The 23,027-nt window shown below is 42.4% G+C and carries 15 protein-coding genes, 2 tRNA genes and 3 rRNA genes; 9 read left to right on the forward strand and 11 right to left on the reverse strand.

Annotated features, from left to right (window positions below; translation table 11 throughout):
* Positions 1 to 77: 77 nt before the first annotated feature.
* Positions 78 to 1,094 (reverse strand): DNA polymerase III subunit delta, encoded by a 1,017-nt coding sequence (holA, locus tag HMPREF1528_RS11240; RefSeq protein ID WP_016479849.1) that lies wholly within the window; start codon positions 1,092 to 1,094, stop codon positions 78 to 80.
* Positions 1,095 to 1,130: 36 nt separating this feature from the next.
* Here holA and HMPREF1528_RS11245 point away from each other — a divergent pair, with 36 nt between their 5' ends.
* The gene (locus tag HMPREF1528_RS11245; protein ID WP_016479850.1) at positions 1,131 to 1,586 is read left to right on the forward strand and encodes a type I restriction enzyme HsdR N-terminal domain-containing protein; all 456 of its coding nucleotides are present in this window, start codon (positions 1,131 to 1,133) and stop codon (positions 1,584 to 1,586) included.
* On the forward strand, positions 1,583 to 2,560 hold the full coding sequence (locus HMPREF1528_RS11250) for a glycosyltransferase family 2 protein (RefSeq protein WP_016479851.1): 978 nt from the start codon (positions 1,583 to 1,585) through the stop codon (positions 2,558 to 2,560). Before HMPREF1528_RS11245 ends, HMPREF1528_RS11250 begins: the two co-directional genes overlap by 4 nt.
* Positions 2,561 to 2,883: 323 nt before the next feature.
* On the opposite strand, the gene HMPREF1528_RS12685 is transcribed toward HMPREF1528_RS11250, so the two are convergent.
* Positions 2,884 to 3,054, reverse strand: coding sequence for a hypothetical protein (locus HMPREF1528_RS12685; protein ID WP_157464906.1), 171 nt, complete (start codon positions 3,052 to 3,054; stop codon positions 2,884 to 2,886).
* 112 nt (positions 3,055 to 3,166) lie between these two features.
* Here HMPREF1528_RS12685 and HMPREF1528_RS11255 point away from each other — a divergent pair, with 112 nt between their 5' ends.
* The 7 genes from HMPREF1528_RS11255 to HMPREF1528_RS11285 all read left to right on the forward strand — a co-directional run bounded on the left by HMPREF1528_RS11255 (position 3,167) and on the right by HMPREF1528_RS11285 (position 12,879).
* Positions 3,167 to 4,411, forward strand: coding sequence for an efflux RND transporter periplasmic adaptor subunit (locus HMPREF1528_RS11255; protein WP_034568075.1), 1,245 nt, complete (start codon positions 3,167 to 3,169; stop codon positions 4,409 to 4,411).
* An 83-nt stretch (positions 4,412 to 4,494) separates the two neighbouring features.
* The gene (locus tag HMPREF1528_RS11260) at positions 4,495 to 4,716 is read left to right on the forward strand and encodes a DUF2795 domain-containing protein (protein ID WP_002673751.1); all 222 of its coding nucleotides are present in this window, start codon (positions 4,495 to 4,497) and stop codon (positions 4,714 to 4,716) included.
* 383 nt (positions 4,717 to 5,099) lie between these two features.
* Positions 5,100 to 8,462 carry a preprotein translocase subunit SecA gene (secA, locus tag HMPREF1528_RS11265; RefSeq protein ID WP_016479853.1) on the forward strand — a complete coding sequence of 1,121 codons (3,363 nt, stop codon included), beginning with the start codon at positions 5,100 to 5,102 and terminating at the stop codon, positions 8,460 to 8,462.
* Positions 8,463 to 8,473: 11 nt separating this feature from the next.
* Complete coding sequence (locus HMPREF1528_RS11270; protein WP_016479854.1) at positions 8,474 to 9,016, forward strand: DUF3592 domain-containing protein; 543 nt, start codon at positions 8,474 to 8,476, stop codon at positions 9,014 to 9,016.
* 191 nt (positions 9,017 to 9,207) lie between these two features.
* Entirely contained in the window at positions 9,208 to 10,962 is a 1,755-nt protein-coding gene (locus HMPREF1528_RS11275; RefSeq protein ID WP_016479855.1) for a DEAD/DEAH box helicase, read from the forward strand.
* On the forward strand, positions 10,962 to 11,537 hold the full coding sequence (locus tag HMPREF1528_RS11280; RefSeq protein WP_016479856.1) for a phosphatase PAP2 family protein: 576 nt from the start codon (positions 10,962 to 10,964) through the stop codon (positions 11,535 to 11,537). The genes HMPREF1528_RS11275 and HMPREF1528_RS11280 overlap by 1 nt, the downstream gene beginning before the upstream one ends.
* Before the next feature lie 73 nt (positions 11,538 to 11,610).
* Positions 11,611 to 12,879: a DUF2851 family protein gene (locus HMPREF1528_RS11285; RefSeq protein ID WP_016479857.1), complete on the forward strand. Its 1,269-nt coding sequence runs from the start codon at positions 11,611 to 11,613 to the stop codon at positions 12,877 to 12,879.
* Between the two features lie 63 nt (positions 12,880 to 12,942).
* Here HMPREF1528_RS11285 and HMPREF1528_RS11290 read toward each other — a convergent pair whose 3' ends face one another.
* The 9 genes from HMPREF1528_RS11290 to HMPREF1528_RS11330 form a co-directional block, all read right to left on the reverse strand.
* Positions 12,943 to 13,338 carry a hypothetical protein gene (locus HMPREF1528_RS11290; RefSeq protein WP_016479858.1) on the reverse strand — a complete coding sequence of 132 codons (396 nt, stop codon included), beginning with the start codon at positions 13,336 to 13,338 and terminating at the stop codon, positions 12,943 to 12,945.
* Positions 13,335 to 13,967 carry an HAD family hydrolase gene (locus HMPREF1528_RS11295; RefSeq protein ID WP_016479859.1) on the reverse strand — a complete coding sequence of 211 codons (633 nt, stop codon included), beginning with the start codon at positions 13,965 to 13,967 and terminating at the stop codon, positions 13,335 to 13,337. The genes HMPREF1528_RS11290 and HMPREF1528_RS11295 overlap by 4 nt, the downstream gene beginning before the upstream one ends.
* Positions 13,967 to 15,034 (reverse strand): Wzz/FepE/Etk N-terminal domain-containing protein, encoded by a 1,068-nt coding sequence (locus HMPREF1528_RS11300; RefSeq protein ID WP_016479860.1) that lies wholly within the window; start codon positions 15,032 to 15,034, stop codon positions 13,967 to 13,969. Before HMPREF1528_RS11300 ends, HMPREF1528_RS11295 begins: the two co-directional genes overlap by 1 nt.
* A 2-nt stretch (positions 15,035 to 15,036) precedes the next feature.
* Positions 15,037 to 17,511, reverse strand: coding sequence for a polysaccharide biosynthesis/export family protein (locus HMPREF1528_RS11305; protein ID WP_016479861.1), 2,475 nt, complete (start codon positions 17,509 to 17,511; stop codon positions 15,037 to 15,039).
* Positions 17,512 to 17,697: 186 nt separating this feature from the next.
* Positions 17,698 to 17,808 (reverse strand): 5S ribosomal RNA (rrf, locus tag HMPREF1528_RS11310).
* A gap of 162 nt (positions 17,809 to 17,970) precedes the next feature.
* Positions 17,971 to 20,810: ribosomal RNA gene (locus HMPREF1528_RS11315) — 23S ribosomal RNA — on the reverse strand.
* Positions 20,811 to 21,015: 205 nt separating this feature from the next.
* Positions 21,016 to 21,089, reverse strand: a tRNA-Ala gene (locus tag HMPREF1528_RS11320).
* Between the two features lie 95 nt (positions 21,090 to 21,184).
* Positions 21,185 to 21,258, reverse strand: a tRNA-Ile gene (locus HMPREF1528_RS11325).
* 140 nt (positions 21,259 to 21,398) lie between these two features.
* Positions 21,399 to 22,916 (reverse strand): 16S ribosomal RNA (locus HMPREF1528_RS11330).
* Together the 16S, 23S and 5S rRNA genes with 2 tRNA genes alongside form the textbook arrangement of a ribosomal RNA operon.
* Between the last annotated feature and the right edge of the window lie 111 nt (positions 22,917 to 23,027).

Genomic DNA, 23,027 nt, shown 5'->3' on the forward strand with positions numbered 1-23,027 from the left:
GCTGTTGAACAGATAAGTTTGTTCGACAGCCTTCTTTATATGTACAAATTACTGGTGTACGCCACAGTAACGATTTATCATTGAGTACTAAGCATTATAATAAGTTCTTTGCGGAGGTCAGCTTCTGTGAGGTTATTAGTAGCTCCTAATCCTTTGCTTTTTAGGTCTATTTCGCGCAAGGTAGCTATGATGGCGCTTACGCGCTTCATTGGGTAGTGTTGAGCGCCTGAACGAAGGTCTTTGATGCCAAAGATAGGTACTTTTAGGGTCGCCATTACATTCTTTTCACTTTGGTCGGTAAGACCATGAAAGCCTAAGAGTTGTTGGAAATAACCGTAAAGCACCGTGAGTGTCATCACCAAAGGGTTGTCCTTAGGATTATCGGCGAAGTGTTTCAAGATACGCGTTATCTTGTACATATCGTGAACTGCAATAGCATTCTTGAGTTCATAATTATTAAACTCCTTGCTAATTCCTATGTTCTTCTCTATAATATCAGGCGTTACTTCTGTATTTTCGGGGACGATGAGCGCCAATTTGTTTACCTCGTTTTGTATCCTACTTAGGTCGGTACCCAAGAAATCTACTAACATCTGTATCGCTTTAGGCTGAATGCTGAGATGTTTCTTCTTCAACACATCAGGTAACCACGTAGCTATCTGATTCTCGTAGAGCTTTTTGCTTTCCAAGAGCACGCAATCCTTATTCTTTTGCAAGGTTTTCAGCAATTTCTTGCGAGCGTCTAACTTCTCGTATTTGTAACAGAACACCAGTACGGTCGTAGGCGTAGGGTTTTCTACATAAGGCACGAGTTGGTCGATAGTGCTTTTAAGGTTTTGCGCCTCTTTTACGATAATCACTTGGTGGTCGCTCATCATCGGGAACCGACGTGCATAGTCGATAATAGTCGGCACGCTCACGTCTTGACCATAGAGCACTATCTGGTCAAATCCCTTTTGGTCTTCTTGTAATACGTGGTCTTCAATGTAATCAGAAACGATATCTATGAAATAAGGTTCTTCCCCCATCAGGAAGTAGATAGGGGCTATAATTCCTTTTTTTATGTTAGCTACAATAGTTTTTACTTCATTCATAGTGCAAAAATACAAAAAATATTCTACTTTTGCAGTATGGAAGCTCTAAATTTCAAAAACTACTCTTTTCGCCTGAAAAAAGCTGACGATAAGCTGTGGATATTCGACCTCATTCGTCGCAAGTACGTGGTACTACAACCCGAAGAATGGGTGCGCCAACACGTAGTACATTTCCTCATAGAAGAAAAAGGTTATCCAAAATCGCTTATCAATGTCGAGAAAAAGCTCTCTGTAAACGGACTCACTAAGCGTTACGACGTCGTAGTCTATTCCAAAAAAGGAGTAGTGCTCTTGGTAGTGGAATGCAAAGCGCCTAGCGTGACTATCACCCAACAAACATTCGACCAGATTGCACGCTATAACCTCAGCCTCAATGCCCAATACCTAATGGTCACTAACGGCATTTCTCATTATTATTGCCAAACAGACTATAACCAATACAAATATATATTCTTAGCAGACCTTCCTCATTATAACGACCTCACACTATGACTCTCGCCATCGTAATACTCAACTGGAACGGCAAAACACTGTTGCAACAATTCCTCCCCTCGGTAGTACAATATGCTGCCGAAGGGCAAATCTATGTGATTGACAATGCTTCTACCGACGATTCCGTCGCTTTTCTACGCTCACACTTCCCCGAAGTAACTATCCTAGAAAACCCTACTAATAGTGGGTATGCAGGGGGGTATAATCACGCTTTACAACACATTGAAGCTGATATCTACTGTCTGCTCAACTCCGATGTACGAGTAACCGAAGGCTGGCTCACTCCCATCTTACGCACTTTTGAAGACGAACGCATTGCCGTAGTACAACCCAAGATAAAAGATGAAAAACGCCCCTCTTATTTCGAGTACGCAGGAGCAGCTGGGGGCTTTATCGACAAGTACGGGTTCCCATATTGCAGGGGGAGAGTATTTGAGCACGTAGAAGAAGATAAAGGTCAGTACAACACCCCTTCCCCCTCCCCTATCTTCTGGGCATCGGGGGCGTGCTTTTTTATTCGCGCAGAAATATTCCACCTATTAGGTGGCTTCGACGAAGATTTCTTCGCACATCAAGAAGAAGTCGACTTGTGTTGGCGGGTACATCACCTCGGCAAGCAGGTAGTGTATTGCGCCGAGAGTACCGTCTATCACGTGGGAGGAGCAACACTCACGGCTACCAACCCTAAGAAAACCTACCTCAACTTCCGCAACAGTCTTTTTATGTTACTGAAAAACCTCCCTTCCAAAAGCCTTTACACTACGCTCTTCCTCCGTATGGTGTTGGACGGCATTGCAGGAGTGCGTTTCCTTTTGCAGGGCAAACCCTGCTTTTTGTGGGCGATTGTGAAAGCACATCTTCATTTCTATAAAAGATTTCACTTCTTTAAAAAGAAGCGACCTTCTCAACTTATCACTGATTATTACCAAAAGAAATCCATTGTGTGGAAACACTTTGTTGTAGGCGATAGATAAATAGATGTCTGTTTGATATATAACAATTCTCTTTTCTGTCACACTTCCTCCCTAGTGCCTATGGACTAAGACCCCAACACCACCCAATTTTCTCATTTTCTAATTTGCTAATTCTCTTCGCCTTTCCGTCACTACATTCTCCCTCTCCTTGGGAGAGGGGCGGGGTGAGGATTCTCTTTCTTTCGCCTCGAAACCCCGTTTTTAACATTTTTACCCTTGTTGTATTATACTATTAATCAATTTTTTACACACCCTTTCTATACCAATCGTCCAAGATTCGTATAAGCTTCCTATAAGCTCTCTATAAGCTAACCCCACCCTCCTTACAGCCTTTTTTCATCAAAACTCCTCTTAACCTTCTTTTGAATTTCTCCGTTATCTTCCGAATCCTCCAACCCCTCCTCTGACCTGTCCGACCCGTCCGAAAAGTTCGACCCGTTTATTCCTCTTGGTGGTATTATTGGCATTTCTGGTTTTTCTGGTATTATTGGCATTTACCCCATTTTCTAATCTGTTAATTCTCTCATTTTCTCATTTTCTCATTTTTCAAATTTGCTAATTTACTAATTGTTTTATACTTTTGCACCTGAAAACAACTTCACTATTATGAAAAGAAAAACCGTTCTCATTATTTTAGCCGTTATATTGCTAATTATCATTTTGATTATTGGTAAAAAAGCAGGTTGGTTTGGCGAAGAAAATTCTGCCATAAACGTCGAAACTCAAAAAGTAATTCCTACAACAATCATCCAAAAAGTGTCGGCTACAGGAAAAATACAACCGGAATTAGAAATCAAGCTATCGTCGGAAGTATCAGGCGAAATTATAGAACTCCCTGTAAAAGAAGGGCAAATGGTAAAAAAAGGCGACCTTTTGGTGCGCATCAACCCCGATATTTACCAATCGGTAGTAAAGCGTAGTGCTGCAAGTTTAGAAACCGTACGCGCCAGCTTGCAACAGTCCAGCGCTACCCTCAAAGAAGCCGAAGAGAGCTATAAGCGCAACAAAGTGTTGTTCGATAAGGGCGTAATCTCAAAATCCGATTGGGATAAAGCTGTTTCAGCCTACGAGGTAGCCAAAGCCTCTCGCGAGTCAGCTCGTTTTAATGTACAGAGTGCAATGGCAAGTGTTTCCGAAGCCCAAGACAACCTCAAAAAAACAATTATTTATTCTCCTACCGATGGCACCATTTCTAAGCTCAGCGTAGAGTTGGGCGAGCGCGTAGTAGGTACAATGCAAATGACGGGTACTGAGATTATGCGTGTGGCAAATCTTCATAATATGGAAGTAGAAGTAGATGTAAACGAGAACGATATCGTAAAAATAAGTGTAGGCGACTCAGTGAATGTCGAAGTAGATGCTTACCTAAAACGCGTGTTCAAAGGTACCGTTACCAATATCGCCAATACCGCCAATACCACCACCAGCGCAGACCAAGTAACGAACTTCAAAGTCAAGATACACATCGAAGAAGCATCGTATAAAGACCTCTCAGAAAGCAAACCGGTTGGCTATTCGCCCTTCCGTCCAGGTATGACCGCAACGGTAGATATTATCACCCAAACCAAAAAAGACGCAGTTGCAGTACCTATCAGTGCCATTATTGTAAAAAAGAAATCTGAAATCGACCCTAAAACCCCTAAGGAAGAAGCCGACAAAAAGCAGGAAGCGGTGTTTGTATTCAAAGACGGTAAAGCCGAACTCCGTGCGGTAACTACCGGCATTCAAGACAATGTGAATATAGAAATTCTTTCGGGGGTAGCCAAAGACGAGATTATTATCACCGGTCCTTACAGCGCTGTAAGTAAAACTTTGAAAAATGGCGATGCCGTTCAAACAACTAACAAATAAAACTCACTTTTTTTTCTCATTTTATTTGCCCAATAAATAAAATATATTACTTTTGCGCAAAATTTATAAAATTCTATTAGTTTATGTATTGGACGTTAGAACTTGCATCTTATTTAAGTGATGCTCCTTGGCCTGCTACTAAAGACGAGCTTATCGATTATGCTATCCGTACAGGCGCTCCTATGGAAGTGGTGGAAAACCTTCAAGAAATAGAAGACGAAGGTGATATGTATGAATCTATCGACGAAATCTGGCCTGATTACCCGTCGGAAGAAGATTACCTATGGAATGAAGATGAATATTAAAAACAAAAATAAAAAGTCTCTCTGAGGAGACTTTTTTTAATTTGCCAATTTGTAGATTAACCCCAAATTTACATTAAAATAATTAACTTTATAAATATTCACTTTTGCAGATTGTCCCCCTTCGGGGAAGTCTGCGAGAGCAGAGTATGTGGGGGGCTTTCTTTTAATTTGCCAATCAGCAAAGTAGCAGATTAGCAAATGAATGTAGTGACAAATTGTCAGTTCTCACCTTTTGGTATATTTATTGACAAACTTACCGTATGAACTTTGCCAATCGCAACTACAACTGAAAAATATATAATTATAAACAAATAAATTAAAAAACCCCTCATTTGCAGATTGTCCCCCTTCGGGGGTTCGGGGGCAGAGGGGGCTAAATAACTATGAGTATTATCAATTCCCTTATTAAAATTTTCGTTGGCGACAAAGCCAAAAACGACCTAAAAGCAATCCAACCTATCGTTGAAAAGATAAAAACTTACGCCTCTCAGTTAGAAAATATCTCTAATGATGAGTTGCGCGCAAAAACTATTGAGTTCAAACAAAGAATAAAAGACGCTCGCGCCGAGTTCGATAATAAAATAGCCGAACTCGAAGCCCAAGCAAACGCTACCGACGATATCGACGCTAAAGAAGACCTCTATACTGAAATAGATAAACTCAACGGCGAAGCCTATCAAGTCTCCGAAAAAGTATTGAACGACATTCTTCCCGAAGCTTTCGCAACAATGAAGGAAACTACCCGTCGTTTTGCTAATAACGAAACAATTACCGTAACAGCTACCGAACACGACCGCGAACTATCGGCTACCCACGACTATGTAACGATTGAGGGCGATAAAGCTGTGTGGAAAAACCACTGGGACGCCGCTGGTAAAGATGTTACTTGGGATATGGTACACTACGATGTACAGCTCATTGGAGGTATTGCTCTTCACCAAGGTAAGATTGCCGAAATGCAAACAGGGGAAGGTAAAACCCTTGTGGCTACCTTGCCAGTCTACCTCAATGCCCTAACGGGAAATGGAGTGCACCTCGTAACCGTGAACGACTATTTGGCACGCCGAGATAGTGCCTGGATGGGACCTTTATTTGAGTTCCACGGTTTGCGTGTGGATTGTATCGACAACCACCAACCTAACTCCGAAGCGCGTCGTCGTGCCTACAATGCCGATATTACCTACGGAACTAACAACGAATTTGGTTTCGACTACCTCCGCGACAATATGGCGCACACTCCCGAAGATTTGGTGCAACGCGCTCACAACTATGCCATTGTCGATGAGGTCGACTCTGTATTGATAGACGATGCTCGTACACCGCTCATCATATCAGGTCCTACCCCTAAAGGCGAATTGCACGAGTTCAACGAACTGAAACCTTTGGTAGAAGATTTAGTAAGCAAACAGCGTACTTACCTCACCAAAGTATTAGCCGATGCCCGCAAGCTCATCGCCGAAGGAGATACCAAAGAAGGAGGATTCCAACTCTTGCGTGTGTATCGTGGTTTGCCTAAAAACAAAGCGCTCATCAAGTTCCTCAGCGAAGAAGGAGTAAAACAACTGCTTCAAAAAACTGAAAATTACTATATGCAGGATAACAATCGCGAAATGCCAAAGGTAGATGCCGAATTGTACTTCGTGATTGATGAGAAAAACAACCAAATCGAGCTTACCGATAAAGGGTTTGCTGATATTGCCTACGATGGTGATAAAGATTTCTTTGTTTTACCTGATATTGGGGTAGAAATTGCCAATATCGAGAACCAAGGTCTTCCTATTGAAGAAGAAGCTAAACTAAAAGATAAATTATTCCAAGATTTTAGCGTAAAAAGCGAACGCATTCACACCCTTAACCAATTGCTCAAAGCCTACACTCTCTTTGAAAAAGATATAGAGTATGTAGTAATTGATAACAAAGTGCTCATCGTCGATGAACAAACAGGTCGTATTATGGACGGTCGTCGTTATTCCGATGGTTTGCACCAAGCAATTGAAGCCAAAGAGAATGTGAAAATTGAGGCTGCTACCCAAACCTACGCGACTATTACCTTGCAAAACTACTTCCGTATGTATAGCAAGTTAGCGGGTATGACGGGTACAGCTATCACCGAAGCAGGTGAGTTCTGGGAAATCTATAAACTCGATGTAATGGAAATCCCTACCAACCGTCCTATTGCTCGTAAAGACCACAACGACCTTATCTATAAAACCAAACGCGAAAAATACAATGCCGTAATCGATGAGGTAGTAAAACTTTCCGAAGCTGGTCGCCCTGTATTGATTGGTACTACTTCTGTGGAAGTATCCGAACTTCTCAGCCGTATGCTTACAATGCGCAAGGTGAAACACAATGTATTGAACGCTAAATTGCATAAAAAAGAAGCTGAAATCGTAGCCGAAGCCGGACATAGTGGTGTGGTAACCATTGCAACCAATATGGCGGGACGTGGTACCGACATCAAGTTAACCCCCGAAGTAAAAGCCGCAGGAGGTTTGGCAATTATAGGTACCGAACGCCACGACTCTCGCCGTGTCGATCGTCAGTTGCGCGGTCGTTCTGGTCGTCAAGGTGACCCTGGTAGCTCGCTCTTCTTCGTTTCTCTCGAAGATAATCTAATGCGCCTCTTCGGTTCTGAACGTATCGCCCGATTAATGGACAGCTTAGGTCATAAAGAAGGTGATGTAATTCAACACTCTATGATGACCAAACGCATCGAGGCAGCTCAGAAAAAGGTAGAAGAAAATAACTTCGGTATGCGTAAACGTCTGTTAGAGTACGACGACGTGATGAACGCACAACGTAAGCAAATTTATAAACGCCGTCGCCACGCTCTTGAAGGTGAACGCCTAAAAGTGGATTTGGCAAATATGATATTTGATACTTGCGAGAATATAGTAGAAAACAACAAAGGTGGAAATAACTACAAGAATTTCACTTTCGAGCTCATCAAATATTTCTCACTGAAAACACAAATTTCAGAAGCCGAATTTGCTAAACAATCGCCAAACGACCTTACTTTCACCTTGTATCACGAAGCACTCAAACACTATCAGGAAAAAGCTGAACGCAGTGCTGCTCAAGCCTTCTCAGTAATTAAAGACGTATACGAAAATCCTAATAATACTTACGAGCGCATCGTCGTGCCTTTCACCGATGGCGAAAAGATGCTCAACATCGTAACCGACCTTAAAGAGGCGTACGAAACCCAAGGTAAGAAACTCGTAAGCGATTTCGAGAAGAATATTACGCTTGGCATCATCGACGAGGAGTGGAAAACGCACCTCCGCCGTATGGACGAGCTCAAACAATCTGTACAATTAGCGGTACACGAACAGAAAGACCCACTACTTATTTATAAGTTTGAAGCTTATCAGTTGTTCAAAGCTATGGTCGATAAGGTAAACAAAGAGATTATCTCTTTCTTGTTCAAAGCCGAGTTACCTACTCAAAATCCACCTGTGCAGGAAGCCCACGCACCACAACGCACCCGTGAGCACTACCAAACCAATAAGGAAGAAGCCCTCAACAGCGATGAGATGGCACAACGCGCCCGTGAAGTAGGGCAACAAGCCTCACAGCGCCGTTCGGTAGTGGAAACTATCGTACGCCAACAACCTAAAATTGGTCGTAACGACAAGGTAGTGATCCAAAACATCCGTACCGGTGAACGCAAAGAGCTCAAGTTCAAACAAGCTGACCCCCTAATAAACAGCGGAGAGTGGATATTAGTATCCAATAAATAAATCACTAGGTAATGGACAACCAAATGAACAACCAAATGGGAATGTTGCTAAGCTCTGGCATATTCTTTCTGTTTGCGCTTGTATTCTTGGTTACTGCTGAGATTAACAAAAGAATTACCGAAAAGAACAAAAAACTATATCAAGGGAAAGCACAAGGAGAGGTATTAGAAATTGTCAAATCAGGCACTCAAGGTATAGGAGGTATTGGTTTTAATAATAGGACTTATGTAGTCTATAAGTATACTGTAGGAGAAAATACTTATATTGTAAAACCTCTTGTTCTAAACTCAAACGCCCCTATAAACTTGAAATATGCTAATTCGGCTCATACTTTTTGTGTAACCTATTTTGGGGCTCATAGTGGTAGCCGTCAAACCAATTATCGAGCAGGCGAGAGTATTACAGTAGCTTATTTGCCCGAAACTCCCAGTGAACACCAGATAGTAGACGATAAAGATAAAACGTTTTTTTATAAGGGGTTTCGCATAGCAGGATTCGCAATAATGTCTATTGCAATAATTCTCTTGATTGTTTCCTTTTTCATAAAAAAATAAGCAGAAACACAATATAAATTATCTATTATATCATACTTTGCCAAAGTTTCCAGCCGTATGGCTCGCACCTTTGGCAAAGTTTTTTCTTCTTAATTGTCAATTATCAATTGTCAATTGAAAATATTGTTGTACCTTTGCACTTTAGAATACATTAGCAAATTTGCCAATTTGCTAATTTACAAATTGTATTAATGAATTTATTTGAACAATTAGGTCTTAATGAACCTATCCTCAAAGCCATCAGCGATATGGGCTTTGAAACTCCTTCTGAAATTCAGCAAAAAGCCATCCCTACTCTTTTGGCGAATGGTGTTGATATGGTAGCTTTAGCCCAAACGGGTACTGGTAAAACAGCCGCTTTCGGCTTTCCTCTCCTCCAATTGATTGATACTGATAGCCGTGTAACTCAAGGTCTTATCCTTTCACCTACACGCGAACTTTGCTTGCAAATCGCTTCCGAGCTCCGCAATTATGCTAAGTACCTCCCTAAGGTGAACGTAGTGGCGGTATATGGCGGTGCAAGTATTGAGGAACAAGCGCGTAGCCTCAAAAAAGGCGCTCAAATTATCGTGGCTACTCCTGGGCGTATGCAAGATATGATACGCCGTAACTTCGTAGATATCAGTCATATCAACTATTGTGTGCTCGACGAAGCCGATGAAATGCTCAATATGGGCTTCTATGAAGATATTATCACAATTCTGTCGCATACCCCTCAAGAAAAAAGCACTTGGCTCTTTTCGGCTACTATGCCTAACGAGGTGGCTAAGATAGCGCGTAAGTTTATGCGTAAGCCTATCGAAATAACAGTAGGAACTCGCAATCAGGCTACTAACACCGTGCAACACGAGTACTATATAGTGAGCGGTCGCCATAGATACCAAGCCCTAAAACGCCTCGCCGATGCTAACCCCGATATCTTCTCAATAGTGTTTTGCCGCACCAAACGCGATACACAGGCAGTAGCCGAAAAACTCATTGAAGATGGCTACAACGCTGCTGCCCTTCACGGTGATTTGAGTCAGAATCAACGTGATTTGGTGATGAAATCTTTCCGTGCACGCCAAATACAAATGCTCGTCGCTACCGATGTCGCTGCCCGCGGTATTGATGTAGACGATATCACCCACGTAATTCACTACCAATTGCCCGACGAAATAGAAACCTACAACCACCGTAGTGGACGTACAGGTCGTGCTGGTAAATCGGGAATTTCGATGGTAATTTTGCCAAAAAGCGAGGTGAAGAAAATCAAAACTATCGAAAAGATGATAGGGCAACCTTTTGAGCAGAAACAATTGCCATCGGGTATGGAAATCTGTGAGATACAGCTCTATCACTTGGCTAACAACCTCAAAAATACAGAAGTAAACCCTGCTATTGACGATTATTTGCCAGCTATCTATAAAGAACTGCAGGAAGTAAACCGTGAAGAGCTCATCAAGAAAATATTCTCAGTAGAGTTTACGCGTTTCTTCAATTATTATAAAAATGCTGAAAACTTATCGGTAGAGAACGAACGCGAAAGCCGCAGTGGGGGAAATAGCGATGAAGTGCGCTATTTCATCAACATAGGTGAACGCGATGGCTACGACTGGAAATCTCTCAAAGATTTCCTCAAAGCAACCCTTAATTTAGGTCGTGATGATGTTTTCAAAGTAGATGTAAAGAATAGTTTCTCTTTCTTCAATACCGATGCCGATCTTTCCGATTTGGTGATGAGCACCTTTACCGATTTTCAAATGGACGGTCGCTTCATCAATGTAGAACTCTCTACCAAAGGAGCTGGTAGAGACCGTGGCGGACGCAAACGCGGAAATGATGACGGTAGAAAACACGGCAACGATGAGGGTAGAAGTCGCAAAAAAGGACAAAGAGAAAGTCGTAAACAAAAGACTGCTGAAGCCCTCCAACAGGCTTTTAAAAAGAAGAAAAAACGCAAATAATGTTAGAATACCTTATAGAAACGGATAAGCAACTGCTCTGTTCCCTCAATAGTTGGGGGACGCCCGAAGCCGATAACCTTTGGTTAGTAATTACCAATGAACTCTCGTCTATCCCTCTCTATGCTTTCTTGTTATACTTGTGTTTCAAGTATTTCCATTGGAAAAGAGTGTTGCTCATCTTGGTATTCATCGCCCTTCTCATCACCACTACCGACCAGTTGGCGAACGTTTTCAAGTACGGATTCCAGCGCTTGCGCCCTTGTCACGATGAGAGTCTTATGGGGCAAATGCGAATGGTGATTTGTGGTGGTAAGTATGGGTTCTTTTCAGCACACGCCGCCAATACAATGGCAATAGCCGTGTTTTTTAGTTACTTGCTTAGAAAAAATGCCCGATATATCGTCACTCTATTGCTCTGTTGGTCGGTGATTGTGAGTTATAGCCGTATTTATTTAGGCGTGCATTTCCCAGGTGATGTATTGGTAGGTTGGATTTTCGGTACACTTTTAGCTACCCTTTATTATTTCCTCTTTCTATTTGTGGAAAAGAAATTAAAAAGCCCAACTCGAGAATAATTTGCATTGTTACAACCTTTACTAATTAAATAAGCTGGCACTTTTCTTACCTCTTATCTCTTACCTAAACAAAATGAAAGAAGATTTCTTACACTACCTATGGAAATACAAAAAAGTACCTCTCAACACTGTACTTACTAAGGGAGAGCGCTTGCAAATTCTCTCATTTGGTGAGTATAATTCTCTTTCAGGTCCCGATTTCCAAAGTGCCCAACTGCTTATAGGTGAGCAGCAATGGGCAGGTAATGTAGAGATGCATCTCAAATCATCGCATTGGTACGTTCACGGTCACGAGAGTGATCCTACCTATCGCAATGTGATTCTGCACGTAGTTTGGGAACACGATATAGAAGTATTTGATACTAACAACCAGCCTATTCCTACTTTAGAACTCCGAGGTCTTATCTCCTCTGAACTCTTAGAGCGGTACAATACGACTGTAGCCTCACACTACCAGTTTATTCCTTGTGAAAAAGAATATACCTCTATACCTACCATTACTTTGCTTTCGTGGAATGAACGTCTGTTAGTAGAACGTTTAGAAGAAAAAGCCACTGCTGTAAACGAGTTGTGGAAAGCTGCCAATTTCGATTGGGAGAAAGTACTTTTTTGTATGCTTCTCAAGTCTTTTGGAGGCACTGTAAACGGCGAAGCCTTCCTGCATTTGGGCAAACATCTCAATTTTAGTATTATCCGCAAAGAACGTTCACACCCCTTGCATTTAGAAGCACTACTACTGGGGCAAGCAGGCTTACTCCCCGAAGAAACTGAACTCTCCTACCCACGTGAACTCTTGCAAAATTATCACTACCTACAACAGAAATACAACCTTTCTGCACCCGTAGTAAAAATACACTTCACCGGTTTGCGTCCGCAAGGTTTTCCTACTATCCGGCTTTCTCAACTCGCACAGCTATACGAACTAAATGAAGGTTTGTTTTCCCAAATTCTTGAAGTGAATGATTTCAAAAGTATCCAAAAACTCTTTGCCGTAGGAGTCTCCGAATTTTGGGAAACCCACTATACCTTTACCAAGACTTCTAAAAAAGTAAAAAAGCCTATCAGTACGAGTCTCATCACACTTATTTGGATAAATGTATTCATTCCACTCAAATATGCCTATTACCAAAGTTTAGGCAAGGACGTGAGCGAATCTCTCATCGAAGAACTCAAAACAATGACAGCCGAGAGCAACAGTATTATCACCCAATACCAACAATTAGGAGCCTCTGTTGCCACTGCTTTTGATACCCAAGTACTTCTACAACAGTACAAACACTATTGCCAATCCAAACGCTGCTTAGATTGTGCTATAGGAATTTCGATTTTAGGTAAGAGATAAGAAGAACTTTGATAAAGTCATTAAACTTGCTCACATACCCAGTTTTATTACCTGTTTTACCTATTAGTTGTTTATCTGCTTCAGCGCTTCGTTATAAGCACTCTCAAAAGCGAGCAGGTTAATACCCGTAGGGAGTTGTTGGGCTTGGAAGAAGGTGAGAAGTTTTTCAGTAGGAAGATAGTCACCATAACCTTTGATAGCACTATAAAAACGCGTAGCGCCGGCTTGGTAGGCAGTAGCCAAACTGCTAATAGTAATGCCTTGTTTTGCAATAGCAGGCAGTTCGTCGTCTAAGAGCAGTATTTTAGTTTGGGTGTTCGAAAAATCTAAATGACTAACTAAAGGGTGTAGTTCGGCTTTGAGGGCAAGACCATAAAAACCAACAGCCAATAAAGATTGTAAATAATCCTCATTGGCTATCGTTACACATTCTATGAGTTGTATGTTAGTGTTTGTCATAAAAGTTCTTGCATTGAATGGATAACGCTATCGGCTTGACTTAAATCTTGTCCGCCTGAAAGGGGATTCTGGAAGCCCACACACTGCATATTAGCACTTTTGGCAGCTTTCACACCATTGGTACTGTCCTCTATCACTGTAAATTGTGTTGCTGGCAAGTGATACCATTGGGCTACCTTTAGGAATATCTCTGGATTAGGTTTGCTGTATTGCACATCATCGCCACTCATTATCACTTCAAAATAGTGTGCTATATTTGTTTGCTGAGTAAAAATATCAATGAGTTTGCGTCCAGAAGAAGAAGCTAATGATAAGTGCTTTCCTTCATTCTTAAATTTCTCTAACACTTCTTTTACGTGAGGTACTAAGGGCACTTTCACTTCAGGTAATCGTCTGAAAAAGTAATCGCGGTGAAACTGCATTAGCTCCTCTACACTTTCTGTTCGCTGGGCATCGCGTTTTACCTTTTCCCACATTGGGAAAGCCGACATACCTGTGAGAGTTTGTATATACGCCTTGTCAAACGGAATACCTTTCAACTGAAAAGTCTCATAAATAATCTCTTGGTGCATTGGTTCACTGTCTAATAGCACCCCGTCCATATCAAAGATAATATAGTCGTTAGTCATTAGTCGTTATTAGATTTGAGTTGTTGTCTAAAGTCTTTTAGAAAAACATTACCTATTCCTATAATGAGTCCTACAAACGTCCAAATAGCAATAATCATCATTCGTTTAGGTTTAGAACGTTCGTTAGGTACACTCACAGGCTCAATAATGGTAAATATTGGTTGGTCTTCCTTCATCTTAATACGTTTGGTTTCAAGTTGCTTAGCTAATTCAGTATATACATTAAAAGCTAAGTTATACTCAGCTTGCAGTTGTTGCAAACGCGTTTGAGGCAAGTTGCTAAAAAGGTCACGATTGCGGTCTTGGAAACCTGCCACAGCGTATTGCTTTGCCTTAAAATCTTTTTCAGCTTCGATAAAACGTTGTTGTACAAAGTCGAACTCCTCTTTTGCTTTTTGCAATTTAAACTCAGTTACTGTTTCTTGCAATAACTGTTGCGCACTTTGCAACATTTGTGCCGCAGGAAGTGCTTCGGGCATTGCATACGATAGCGTAATATAACCCTCTTTTTCATTTAAATTCAACTTGATATTATTATCGATACTATTTAGGATAGCCCTCTCCTCTCTACTAATACTCGTAATATGGGTGGTATCTTGTACCTTAATAGACGATTCAGAAGAATTTGAACTGAAAATACTCATCACACTGCTCCAAATGCTCGGTTTCGCATAGTTTTTACAATATTGCTCATAGGTAATCGGATTAGGAATATCTGAAAACGTAAGCTTCGTCTGTGCTAATTTCTTTTTAAACGGAACACTTTCAATAATCTTGGAGTAGGTAGTAAGAGGAATAGCATCTGCATTGTTCCCTCCTAAATTAATCCCTGCCATAGCTGCAAGTCCCCCCAATCCTCCTGTCGATTTGCTATCAGTTGCTTGCGGTACCATAATAGTGGTAGCGGTGTATTCTTTAGCCGAAAATAAGGCTACTAATACCCCTATAACCATAAATATCAACGTAAATACAGCGATTGATTTCTTAGCTCTCCAAAGCTTATTAATAAGCTGTAGCAAATCAATTTCATCTTCTTCTCTTATCGTATTGTGATGATTATTTTCCATAGTTATTTTTTAAAAGCACTGTAAATTAACACCCCCATAGTAGTAATAGCCGAAATGATACCCACCGTTTCTCCAGTTGTAAGACGTTGTTTTTCGGGTTTTGAAGGTACTATAATAATAGCCCCAGGCTCTATTTTGGGATAGTTTTTAAAGAATAGAGAGGTGCGTGTTGCCTTTATATCTCCATTGGCATACATCACATAAATAGCACTCCTCTTCGCCCTGCTGGCAAAGCCTCCTGCACTACTTACATACTGATGTATAGAAGCTCCTTTTTCATAACGCACTAATGAAGGTGCTAATACTTCTCCTCTAATTTCCACAGTTTGTTTTTCTGAAGGGACTAATAACATATCTCCGTCATTGAGCAAGAGGTCATATTTGCTGTGTTTTCGGTTTAATATCTTTTTTACATCAAGCCCTATGCGATACTCATTACTTTTTTTAGCTACTCTTCTCAGTGTTTTATTCGAAGTGCTACTGCTCGTGTCGTTCTCAATCTCAATGAGTTCTTTTAAGAAATCTTCTTGTTGAATATCTCCTTCATCTGTCTTCTTTCTCACAAGCGTAAGTCCTTCTTTATAGGCAAAGGGAGTAAAACCGCCCACACGCTCCAATAAATCCGAAACACGTTCTTCTTTAGATTGAATACTATAAACACCTGGGTAGAGTACTTCTCCCATTACCGTTACAGTTTGCATAGGAGTAAATCCTTTGATATAACGTACCGATACTACATCGTTAGGTTGCAAGGTAAGTCGTTCTCCTTGGGGCTCTAACTGGTGGTTAGACGATACTTTAAAGGCTTGACTTAGTTTCTGAAAATTACCATCGTTAGTTTCTCTAAATACCTCAATCATCGAAGGGTCTGCACCATTAGCTAAACCACCTGCCAACGAAATCACGTCTTCCACTGTCATATTCTCCATAAAAGGTAATTCTTTAGGTTTATTTACAGCTCCTTCTACCTTTACAAAGCGTTTGTACTGAAGAGAATCTCTGTAGAAAATATGAATACTATCATTATCTTTTAGCGGAATATCATTTTTCTTTTCTATGAGGTCTTTTACCGAAAAACTAAGTGTTTGGTAATCCACGCGGTTTTCAGTGCGGAAGATAAGACCTCTATTCAAGGAAGCATCTTTTCTCACACCGTTAGCTCTGTTGAGTAAGTCGTAAGCCGTCATCCCCTCTTTAAACTCGTATACCCCAGGCTGATATACCGCTCCGCCTATACTGAGCCTATTATGGTATTCATCAGTAATAGCGTGTACATTTAGGCGGTCACCATTTTGCATTTTTACTTTTGAAATATCAGCAAAAGGAATCTCTTTTACTTCTCGTTTAGCATCTTTAATGCGCTCCAACACCAAAGTATTGGTAAAAGCATCAGAGGTAAAACCTCCAAAGAAGGTGATGAGGTTCGCCAGCGTCTCATTGTCTAAAGTTTCATAAAAACCACGTCGTTTTACTTTCCCGTCCACCCATATGCGGTTTTTATATGGGGGTACAATAATCACATCTTGGTCTTTAAGACCTATATTGCCTTTTTCTGAGCCATTTATTAGGAAATTATACACGTCAAAAGTAGCAACTTTTTTGCCTCCACGAAAGATGTTTATTTCCCTAAACGAACCACTTTCTGAAGGGCCTCCACAAGCATATAATGCGTTAAGCACTGTTGAAAGCGAACTAAGCGAATAAGTTCCAGGAACTGCCACTTCGCCTATGATATTCACCTTTACTGTACGTACCTGACTGATGGTTACCCCTGTATAAATTTTCGCATAACTACCCTCAGGAGCCGAAATACCAGAATAAATGCGCTTGAGCTGTGAATTAATCTTAGCCTTCACTTCACTAAACGAAAGTCCTCCCACGTGAATGCGTCCGATACCATTTAGGAATATATTCCCCTCAGCATCTACTTTTTGCTTAAAAGAACCTTCTGTCGCCCCCCAAACTTCCACGAGTAGTTCATCACCAGGACCTACTTGATAGTTGTCGGGAGTTGCCATATTGAGGTTAGGAGTAAAAGATATTTTAGGATTCTTGAAGAAACTCATTCCAAATATAGAATCCTTTTTCTGTTTAGTAGTGATAGAATCTTTGTTTTCTTTACCGGTATAACCAAAAATATCATCACCTTCAGCCGGGCGTCTACCTGTTTTTGTATTTTCTTTAAGTTTGTTTTTAATATCAGAAGAAGTGCTGAGTTGCATAATACGCTGCTTGAGCTTCATTACTTGCGTTTCTTGCATACCACGACTGCGAGCCAAAGCAACGAATTGGTCTAATGAATAACCTTGTGCTTGAGCGCGATCCCAATAATTTTTAATTTGTGCATCACTCAAGTTATCCACATTCACAGTAGTGATATCCACATTGTTATAGGTAGCATTAGGAGAGGTCACCTGTGCTACTGCTTGAGAGATAACTAAAAGTAAGTATATAATAAGTAATTTAATCTTCAACATTATTGCATAATTGATTTTGGGGCAAAGATACAAAACTATTAGCAATTAGCAATCAAGATATTGTTTTTTTAGTCCGCTCTTTTTAATTCTCCTACTCTCCCTCCAACTCGTCTTCCCCCTTCCAAGCAGTCCCACAACTTCAAACAACAAAAAAAGAGCAATTCTTTATCAGAATTGCTCTTTATAAGAAGGCGGCGACATACTCTCCCACAACAAGTGTAGTACCATCTGCGCTAAAAGGTTTAACTGCTCTGTTCGGAATGGTAAGAGGTGAGACCTTTGACTATAACCACCTTAAATCTTTAGGCCTTAGGTTGTGCGACTCAGAACTAATACCTGATGCCTGTGGCCTAATGCCTTGATATTTTAACATATAGGGATAAAAAACATATTTTCTCAATTGACAATTGATAATTAACAATTGTTGTGATGCTAACGCTCTTTAAAAGAATCTCTACGCGCGAAAAGTCTACGGGTGATTAGTATTACTCGGCTATGATGTTACCACCGTTACACCTGTAACCTATCAACGTGGTCATCTCCCACGACCCTTAAAAGAAATCTCATCTTGTGGCGGGTTTCGTACTTATATGCCTTCAGCACTTATCCCATCCGCACTTAGCTACTCTGCTATGCCCTTGGCAAGACAACAGATACACCAGCGGTGCGTCCAACTCGGTCCTCTCGTACTAGAGTCAGATCCACGCAAATTTCTAACGCCCACAGTAGATAGAGACCGAACTGTCTCACGACGTTCTGAACCCAGCTCGCGTGCCACTTTAATGGGCGAACAGCCCAACCCTTGGGACCTTCTCCAGCCCCAGGATGTGACGAGCCGACATCGAGGTGCCAAACCCCCCCGTCGATGTGAGCTCTTGGGGGAGATCAGCCTGTTATCCCCGGCGTACCTTTTATCCTTTGAGCGATGGCCCTTCCATACGGAACCACCGGATCACTATGCTCTACTTTCGTACCTGATCGACTTGTGGGTCTCTCAGTCAAGCCCCCTTATGCCATTGCACTCTACGCACGGTTACCAAGCGTGCTGAGGGAACCTTTAGAAGCCTCCGTTACTCTTTTGGAGGCGACCACCCCAGTCAAACTACCCTCCACGAATTGTCCCCTGCATCGCAGGGTTAGACCTCAGATAAGCAAAGGGTGGTATTTCAACAACGACTCCACAACTACCAGAATAGCCACTTCATAGTCTCCCACCTATCCTACGCATCACTTATCCAAGACCAATACGAAGATATAGTAAAGGTGCACAGGGTCTTTTCGTCCCACTGCGGGTAATCGGCATCTTCACCGATACTACAATTTCACCGAGCTCATGGCCGAGACAGTGTCCAAATCGTTACACCATTCGTGCAGGTCGGAACTTACCCGACAAGGAATTTCGCTACCTTAGGACCGTTATAGTTACGGCCGCCGTTTACTGGGGCTTCAATTCAAACCTTCGTGTTACCACTAAGCTCTCCTCTTAACCTTCCAGCACCGGGCAGGTGTCAGACCCTATACCTCATCTTTCGATTTTGCAGAGTCCTGTGTTTTTGATAAACAGTCGCTTGGACCTCTTCACTGCGGCCTATCTTACGATAGGCGACCTTTCTCCCGAAGTTACAGGTCTATTTTGCCTAGTTCCTTAGCCATGAATCTCTCGAGCGCCTTAGAATTCTCTTCCCAATCACCTGTGTCGGTTTACGGTACGGGCATTAATCTTCGCTTTTCTTGGAAACGTTATCACCACTCTATCACCTCGACCGAAGCCTCAGTGTACTATCAAAGCCATAACAGCTCCTTTAACGTACTATTCCGTCAGTACGCGGTAGTTATCTCGTTCCGTCACTTTTATTAGATTAATGGTACAGGAATATTAACCTGTTGTACATCCACTTTCCCTACTCGGGTGCGCGTTAGTCCCCGACTAACCCTCAGCTGATTAGCATAGCTGAGGAAACCTTGATCTTTCGGCGGGCAGGTTTCTCGCCTGCCTTATCGTTACTTATGCCTACATTTTCTTTTCTATCAGCTCCACTATGTCTCACAACTTTAGCTTCTACGCCTATAGAATGCTCCCCTACCGGTATATCTTTCAATAACCCCATAGCTTCGGTAATATGCTTATGCCCGTTTATTATCCATGCCCAACCGCTCGACTAGTGAGCTGTTACGCACTCTTTAAATGTATGGCTGCTTCCAAGCCAACATCCTAGCTGTCAGTGCAGTCAGACCGCGTTTGGTCAACTTAGCATATATTTGGGGACCTTAGCTGATGGTCCGGGTTCTTTCCCTTTAGGATATGGACCTTAGCACCCATACCCTCACTGCTGATGAGCATTTAATAGCATTCGGAGTTTGTCAGGAATTGGTAGGCGATGAAACCCCCGCATCCAATCAGTAGCTCTACCTCTATTAAACTCACATCAACGCTGCACCTAAATGCATTTCGGGGAGTACGAGCTATTTCCCAGTTTGATTGGCCTTTCACCCCTACCCTCAGGTCATCCGAAGTCTTTTCAACGACAACCAGTTCGGTCCTCCACGCTGTGTTACCAGCGCTTCAACCTGCCCAAGGGTAGATCACCAGGTTTCGCGTCTACTACTACCAACTTAACGCCCTATTCAGACTCTCTTTCGATGCGGATTCGTATCTGAAATACTTATCCTCGCTGGTAACAGTAACTCGTAGGCTCATTATGCAAAAGGCACGCCGTCACAGCCTAACGCTGCTCCGACCGCTTGTAAGCGTATGGTTTCAGGGTCTGTTTCACTCCGTTATTCACGGTTCTTTTCACCTTTCCCTCACGGTACTAGTTCACTATCGGTCTCTCAGGAGTATTTAGCCTTACCGGATGGTCCCGGCCGATTCAGTCAAGGTTCCTCGTGCCCCGACCTACTCAGGATTCCCTTAAGGTTTATATCGCTGTGCCTATACGAGACTTTCACTCTCTATGGTGTGTCTTTCCAAACACTTCTAATCCAGCTCTACAACCTATATTAGGGTCCTACTACCCCCGTATTGCCGTAACAATACGGGTTTGGGCTGTTCCCATTTCGCTCGCCACTACTTTGGGAATCACTTTTGTTTTCTTCTCCTCCGCCTACTAAGATGTTTCAGTTCAGCGGGTTTGCTCACCTTTACGGTGTAGTACATCTTCAATGTACTGGGTTGCCCCATTCGGATATTTGCGTATCATTTCGTATGTGCCAATACACGCAACTTTTCGCAGCTTATCACGTCCTTCTTCGCCTCTGAGAGCCTAGGCATCCCCCATACGCCCTTACATAACTTTTCGCGCTTGTAGTCCTAGTCAATTGACAATTAACAATTGATAATTGACAATTATCTAGGTACCTCTCGTTCTCTTTGATTCTTTTTAATTCTTTCGTTAGATTATCAATAATCTATTATTGATCTCTTATGCTTTTTATCCCAATATGTCAATGTACGGTTCCTCACCCTAACCCTCTCACAAGGAGAGGGAACTTGTGGGTGTGTTGTGGAGAATAAGGGATTCGAACCCTTGACCCCCTGCGTGCAAGGCAGGTGCTCTAGCCAGCTGAGCTAATTCCCCCTGTCTCTAGGTAAGAGATATGTGGTAAGAGGTAAGAGGATCCTTCCTCTAGCTCACTCCTAGAAATTTCCTTCTTTTTAAGCTTTTTTTGCTTGTAGTCCCAGGCAGACTCGAACTGCCGACCTCTACATTATCAGTGTAGCGCTCTAACCAGCTGAGCTATGAGACTGCTTATTCAATTAGCAAATTCGTAAATTAGCAAATTTGCAAATTTTATTTTGTTGCCAGCAAGATTTAAAGAATCAAATATACCATAAGTCCTTTAATCGTTAATTATTAACCATTAATAATTAAATCGGTCGTCTCTAGAAAGGAGGTGTTCCAGCCGCACCTTCCGGTACGGCTACCTTGTTACGACTTAGCCCCAGTCACTAGTTTTACCCTAAACAGCTCCTTGCGGTGACCGTCTTCAGGTACTCCCAGCTTCCATGGCTTGACGGGCGGTGTGTACAAGGCCCGGGAACGTATTCACCGGATCATGGCTGATATCCGATTACTAGCGATTCCAGCTTCACGGAGTCGAGTTGCAGACTCCGATCCGAACTGTGACCGTCTTTATAGATTCGCGCCTGCTCACGCAGTGGCTGCTCTCTGTAACGGCCATTGTAGCACGTGTGTAGCCCAAGATGTAAGGGCCGTGATGATTTGACGTCATCCCCACCTTCCTCTCGGTTTGCACCGGCAGTCCCATTAGAGGGCTCGACTTAACTCGTTAGCAACTAATGGCAGGGGTTGCGCTCGTTATAGGACTTAACCTGACACCTCACGGCACGAGCTGACGACAACCATGCAGCACCTTGAAAACTGTCCGAAGAAAAAGGCATCTCTGCCCCTGTCAGTCTCCATTTAAACCTTGGTAAGGTTCCTCGCGTATCATCGAATTAAACCACATGCTCCACCGCTTGTGCGGGCCCCCGTCAATTCCTTTGAGTTTCATTCTTGCGAACGTACTCCCCAGGTGGGATACTTATCACTTTCGCTTAGCCACTCAATCCTTAAACCAAACAGCTAGTATCCATCGTTTACAGCGTGGACTACCAGGGTATCTAATCCTGTTCGCTCCCCACGCTTTCGTCCATCAGCGTCAATTAATTGTTAGTAATATGCCTTCGCTATCGGTGTTCTGTGTAATATCTAAGCATTTCACCGCTACACTACACATTCCAACTACTTCACAACCATTCAAGACCAACAGTTTCAAAGGCAGTTGCTCAGTTGAGCTGAGCGCTTTCACCCCTGACTTACCAGCCCGCCTACAGACCCTTTAAACCCAATGATTCCGGATAACGCTCGCATCCTCCGTATTACCGCGGCTGCTGGCACGGAGTTAGCCGATGCTTATTCGTAAGGTACCGTCATCAAACTACGCGTAGCCCTTATTCTTCCCTTACAAAAGCAGTTTACAATCCATAAGACCTTCATCCTGCACGCGGCATGGCTGGATCAGTCTTCCGACCATTGTCCAATATTCCTCACTGCTGCCTCCCGTAGGAGTCTGGTCCGTATCTCAGTACCAGTGTGGGGGACATCCCTCTCAGAACCCCTATCTATCATCGCCTTGGGGAGCCGTTACCTCTCCAACTAGCTAATAGAACGCATACTCATCTTTCACCACCGTAGCTTTAATATAAAAACGATGCCGTCCCTATATACTATGGGGTATTAATCCAAATTTCTTCGGGCTATCCCCCAGTGAAAGGCAGATTGTATACGCGTTACGCACCCGTACGCCGGTCTCAGTTACCCGAAAGTAACTTCCCCCTCGACTTGCATGTGTTAGGCCTGCCGCTAGCGTTCATCCTGAGCCAGGATCAAACTCTTCATCGTTAAATTCTTTTATATCTTCTAACCGATCTTCAAGTTATTGACTTCAGGTTTCACTCAATCCTTTAAATCTTCTTTGTGCTGTACAACATTATGTCAAGGTACGTGTTGTTT

It is taken from the genome of Capnocytophaga sp. oral taxon 336 str. F0502 (assembly GCF_000411575.1).
GTDB lineage: Bacteria > Bacteroidota > Bacteroidia > Flavobacteriales > Flavobacteriaceae > Capnocytophaga > Capnocytophaga ochracea.

Bases quoted from the DNA above. Each gene is read 5' to 3' on its own strand.
- holA (WP_016479849.1), bottom strand. From the start codon at position 1,094: ATGAATGAAGTAAAAACTATTGTAGCTAACATAAAAAAAGGAATTATA.
- HMPREF1528_RS11245 (WP_016479850.1), top strand. From the start codon at position 1,131: ATGGAAGCTCTAAATTTCAAAAACTACTCTTTTCGCCTGAAAAAAGCT.
- HMPREF1528_RS11250 (WP_016479851.1), top strand. From the start codon at position 1,583: ATGACTCTCGCCATCGTAATACTCAACTGGAACGGCAAAACACTGTTG.
- HMPREF1528_RS12685 (WP_157464906.1), bottom strand. From the start codon at position 3,054: ATGCCAATAATACCAGAAAAACCAGAAATGCCAATAATACCACCAAGA.
- HMPREF1528_RS11255 (WP_034568075.1), top strand. From the start codon at position 3,167: ATGAAAAGAAAAACCGTTCTCATTATTTTAGCCGTTATATTGCTAATT.
- HMPREF1528_RS11260 (WP_002673751.1), top strand. From the start codon at position 4,495: ATGTATTGGACGTTAGAACTTGCATCTTATTTAAGTGATGCTCCTTGG.
- secA (WP_016479853.1), top strand. From the start codon at position 5,100: ATGAGTATTATCAATTCCCTTATTAAAATTTTCGTTGGCGACAAAGCC.
- HMPREF1528_RS11270 (WP_016479854.1), top strand. From the start codon at position 8,474: ATGGACAACCAAATGAACAACCAAATGGGAATGTTGCTAAGCTCTGGC.
- HMPREF1528_RS11275 (WP_016479855.1), top strand. From the start codon at position 9,208: ATGAATTTATTTGAACAATTAGGTCTTAATGAACCTATCCTCAAAGCC.
- HMPREF1528_RS11280 (WP_016479856.1), top strand. From the start codon at position 10,962: ATGTTAGAATACCTTATAGAAACGGATAAGCAACTGCTCTGTTCCCTC.
- HMPREF1528_RS11285 (WP_016479857.1), top strand. From the start codon at position 11,611: ATGAAAGAAGATTTCTTACACTACCTATGGAAATACAAAAAAGTACCT.
- HMPREF1528_RS11290 (WP_016479858.1), bottom strand. From the start codon at position 13,338: ATGACAAACACTAACATACAACTCATAGAATGTGTAACGATAGCCAAT.
- HMPREF1528_RS11295 (WP_016479859.1), bottom strand. From the start codon at position 13,967: ATGACTAACGACTATATTATCTTTGATATGGACGGGGTGCTATTAGAC.
- HMPREF1528_RS11300 (WP_016479860.1), bottom strand. From the start codon at position 15,034: ATGGAAAATAATCATCACAATACGATAAGAGAAGAAGATGAAATTGAT.
- HMPREF1528_RS11305 (WP_016479861.1), bottom strand. From the start codon at position 17,511: ATGTTGAAGATTAAATTACTTATTATATACTTACTTTTAGTTATCTCT.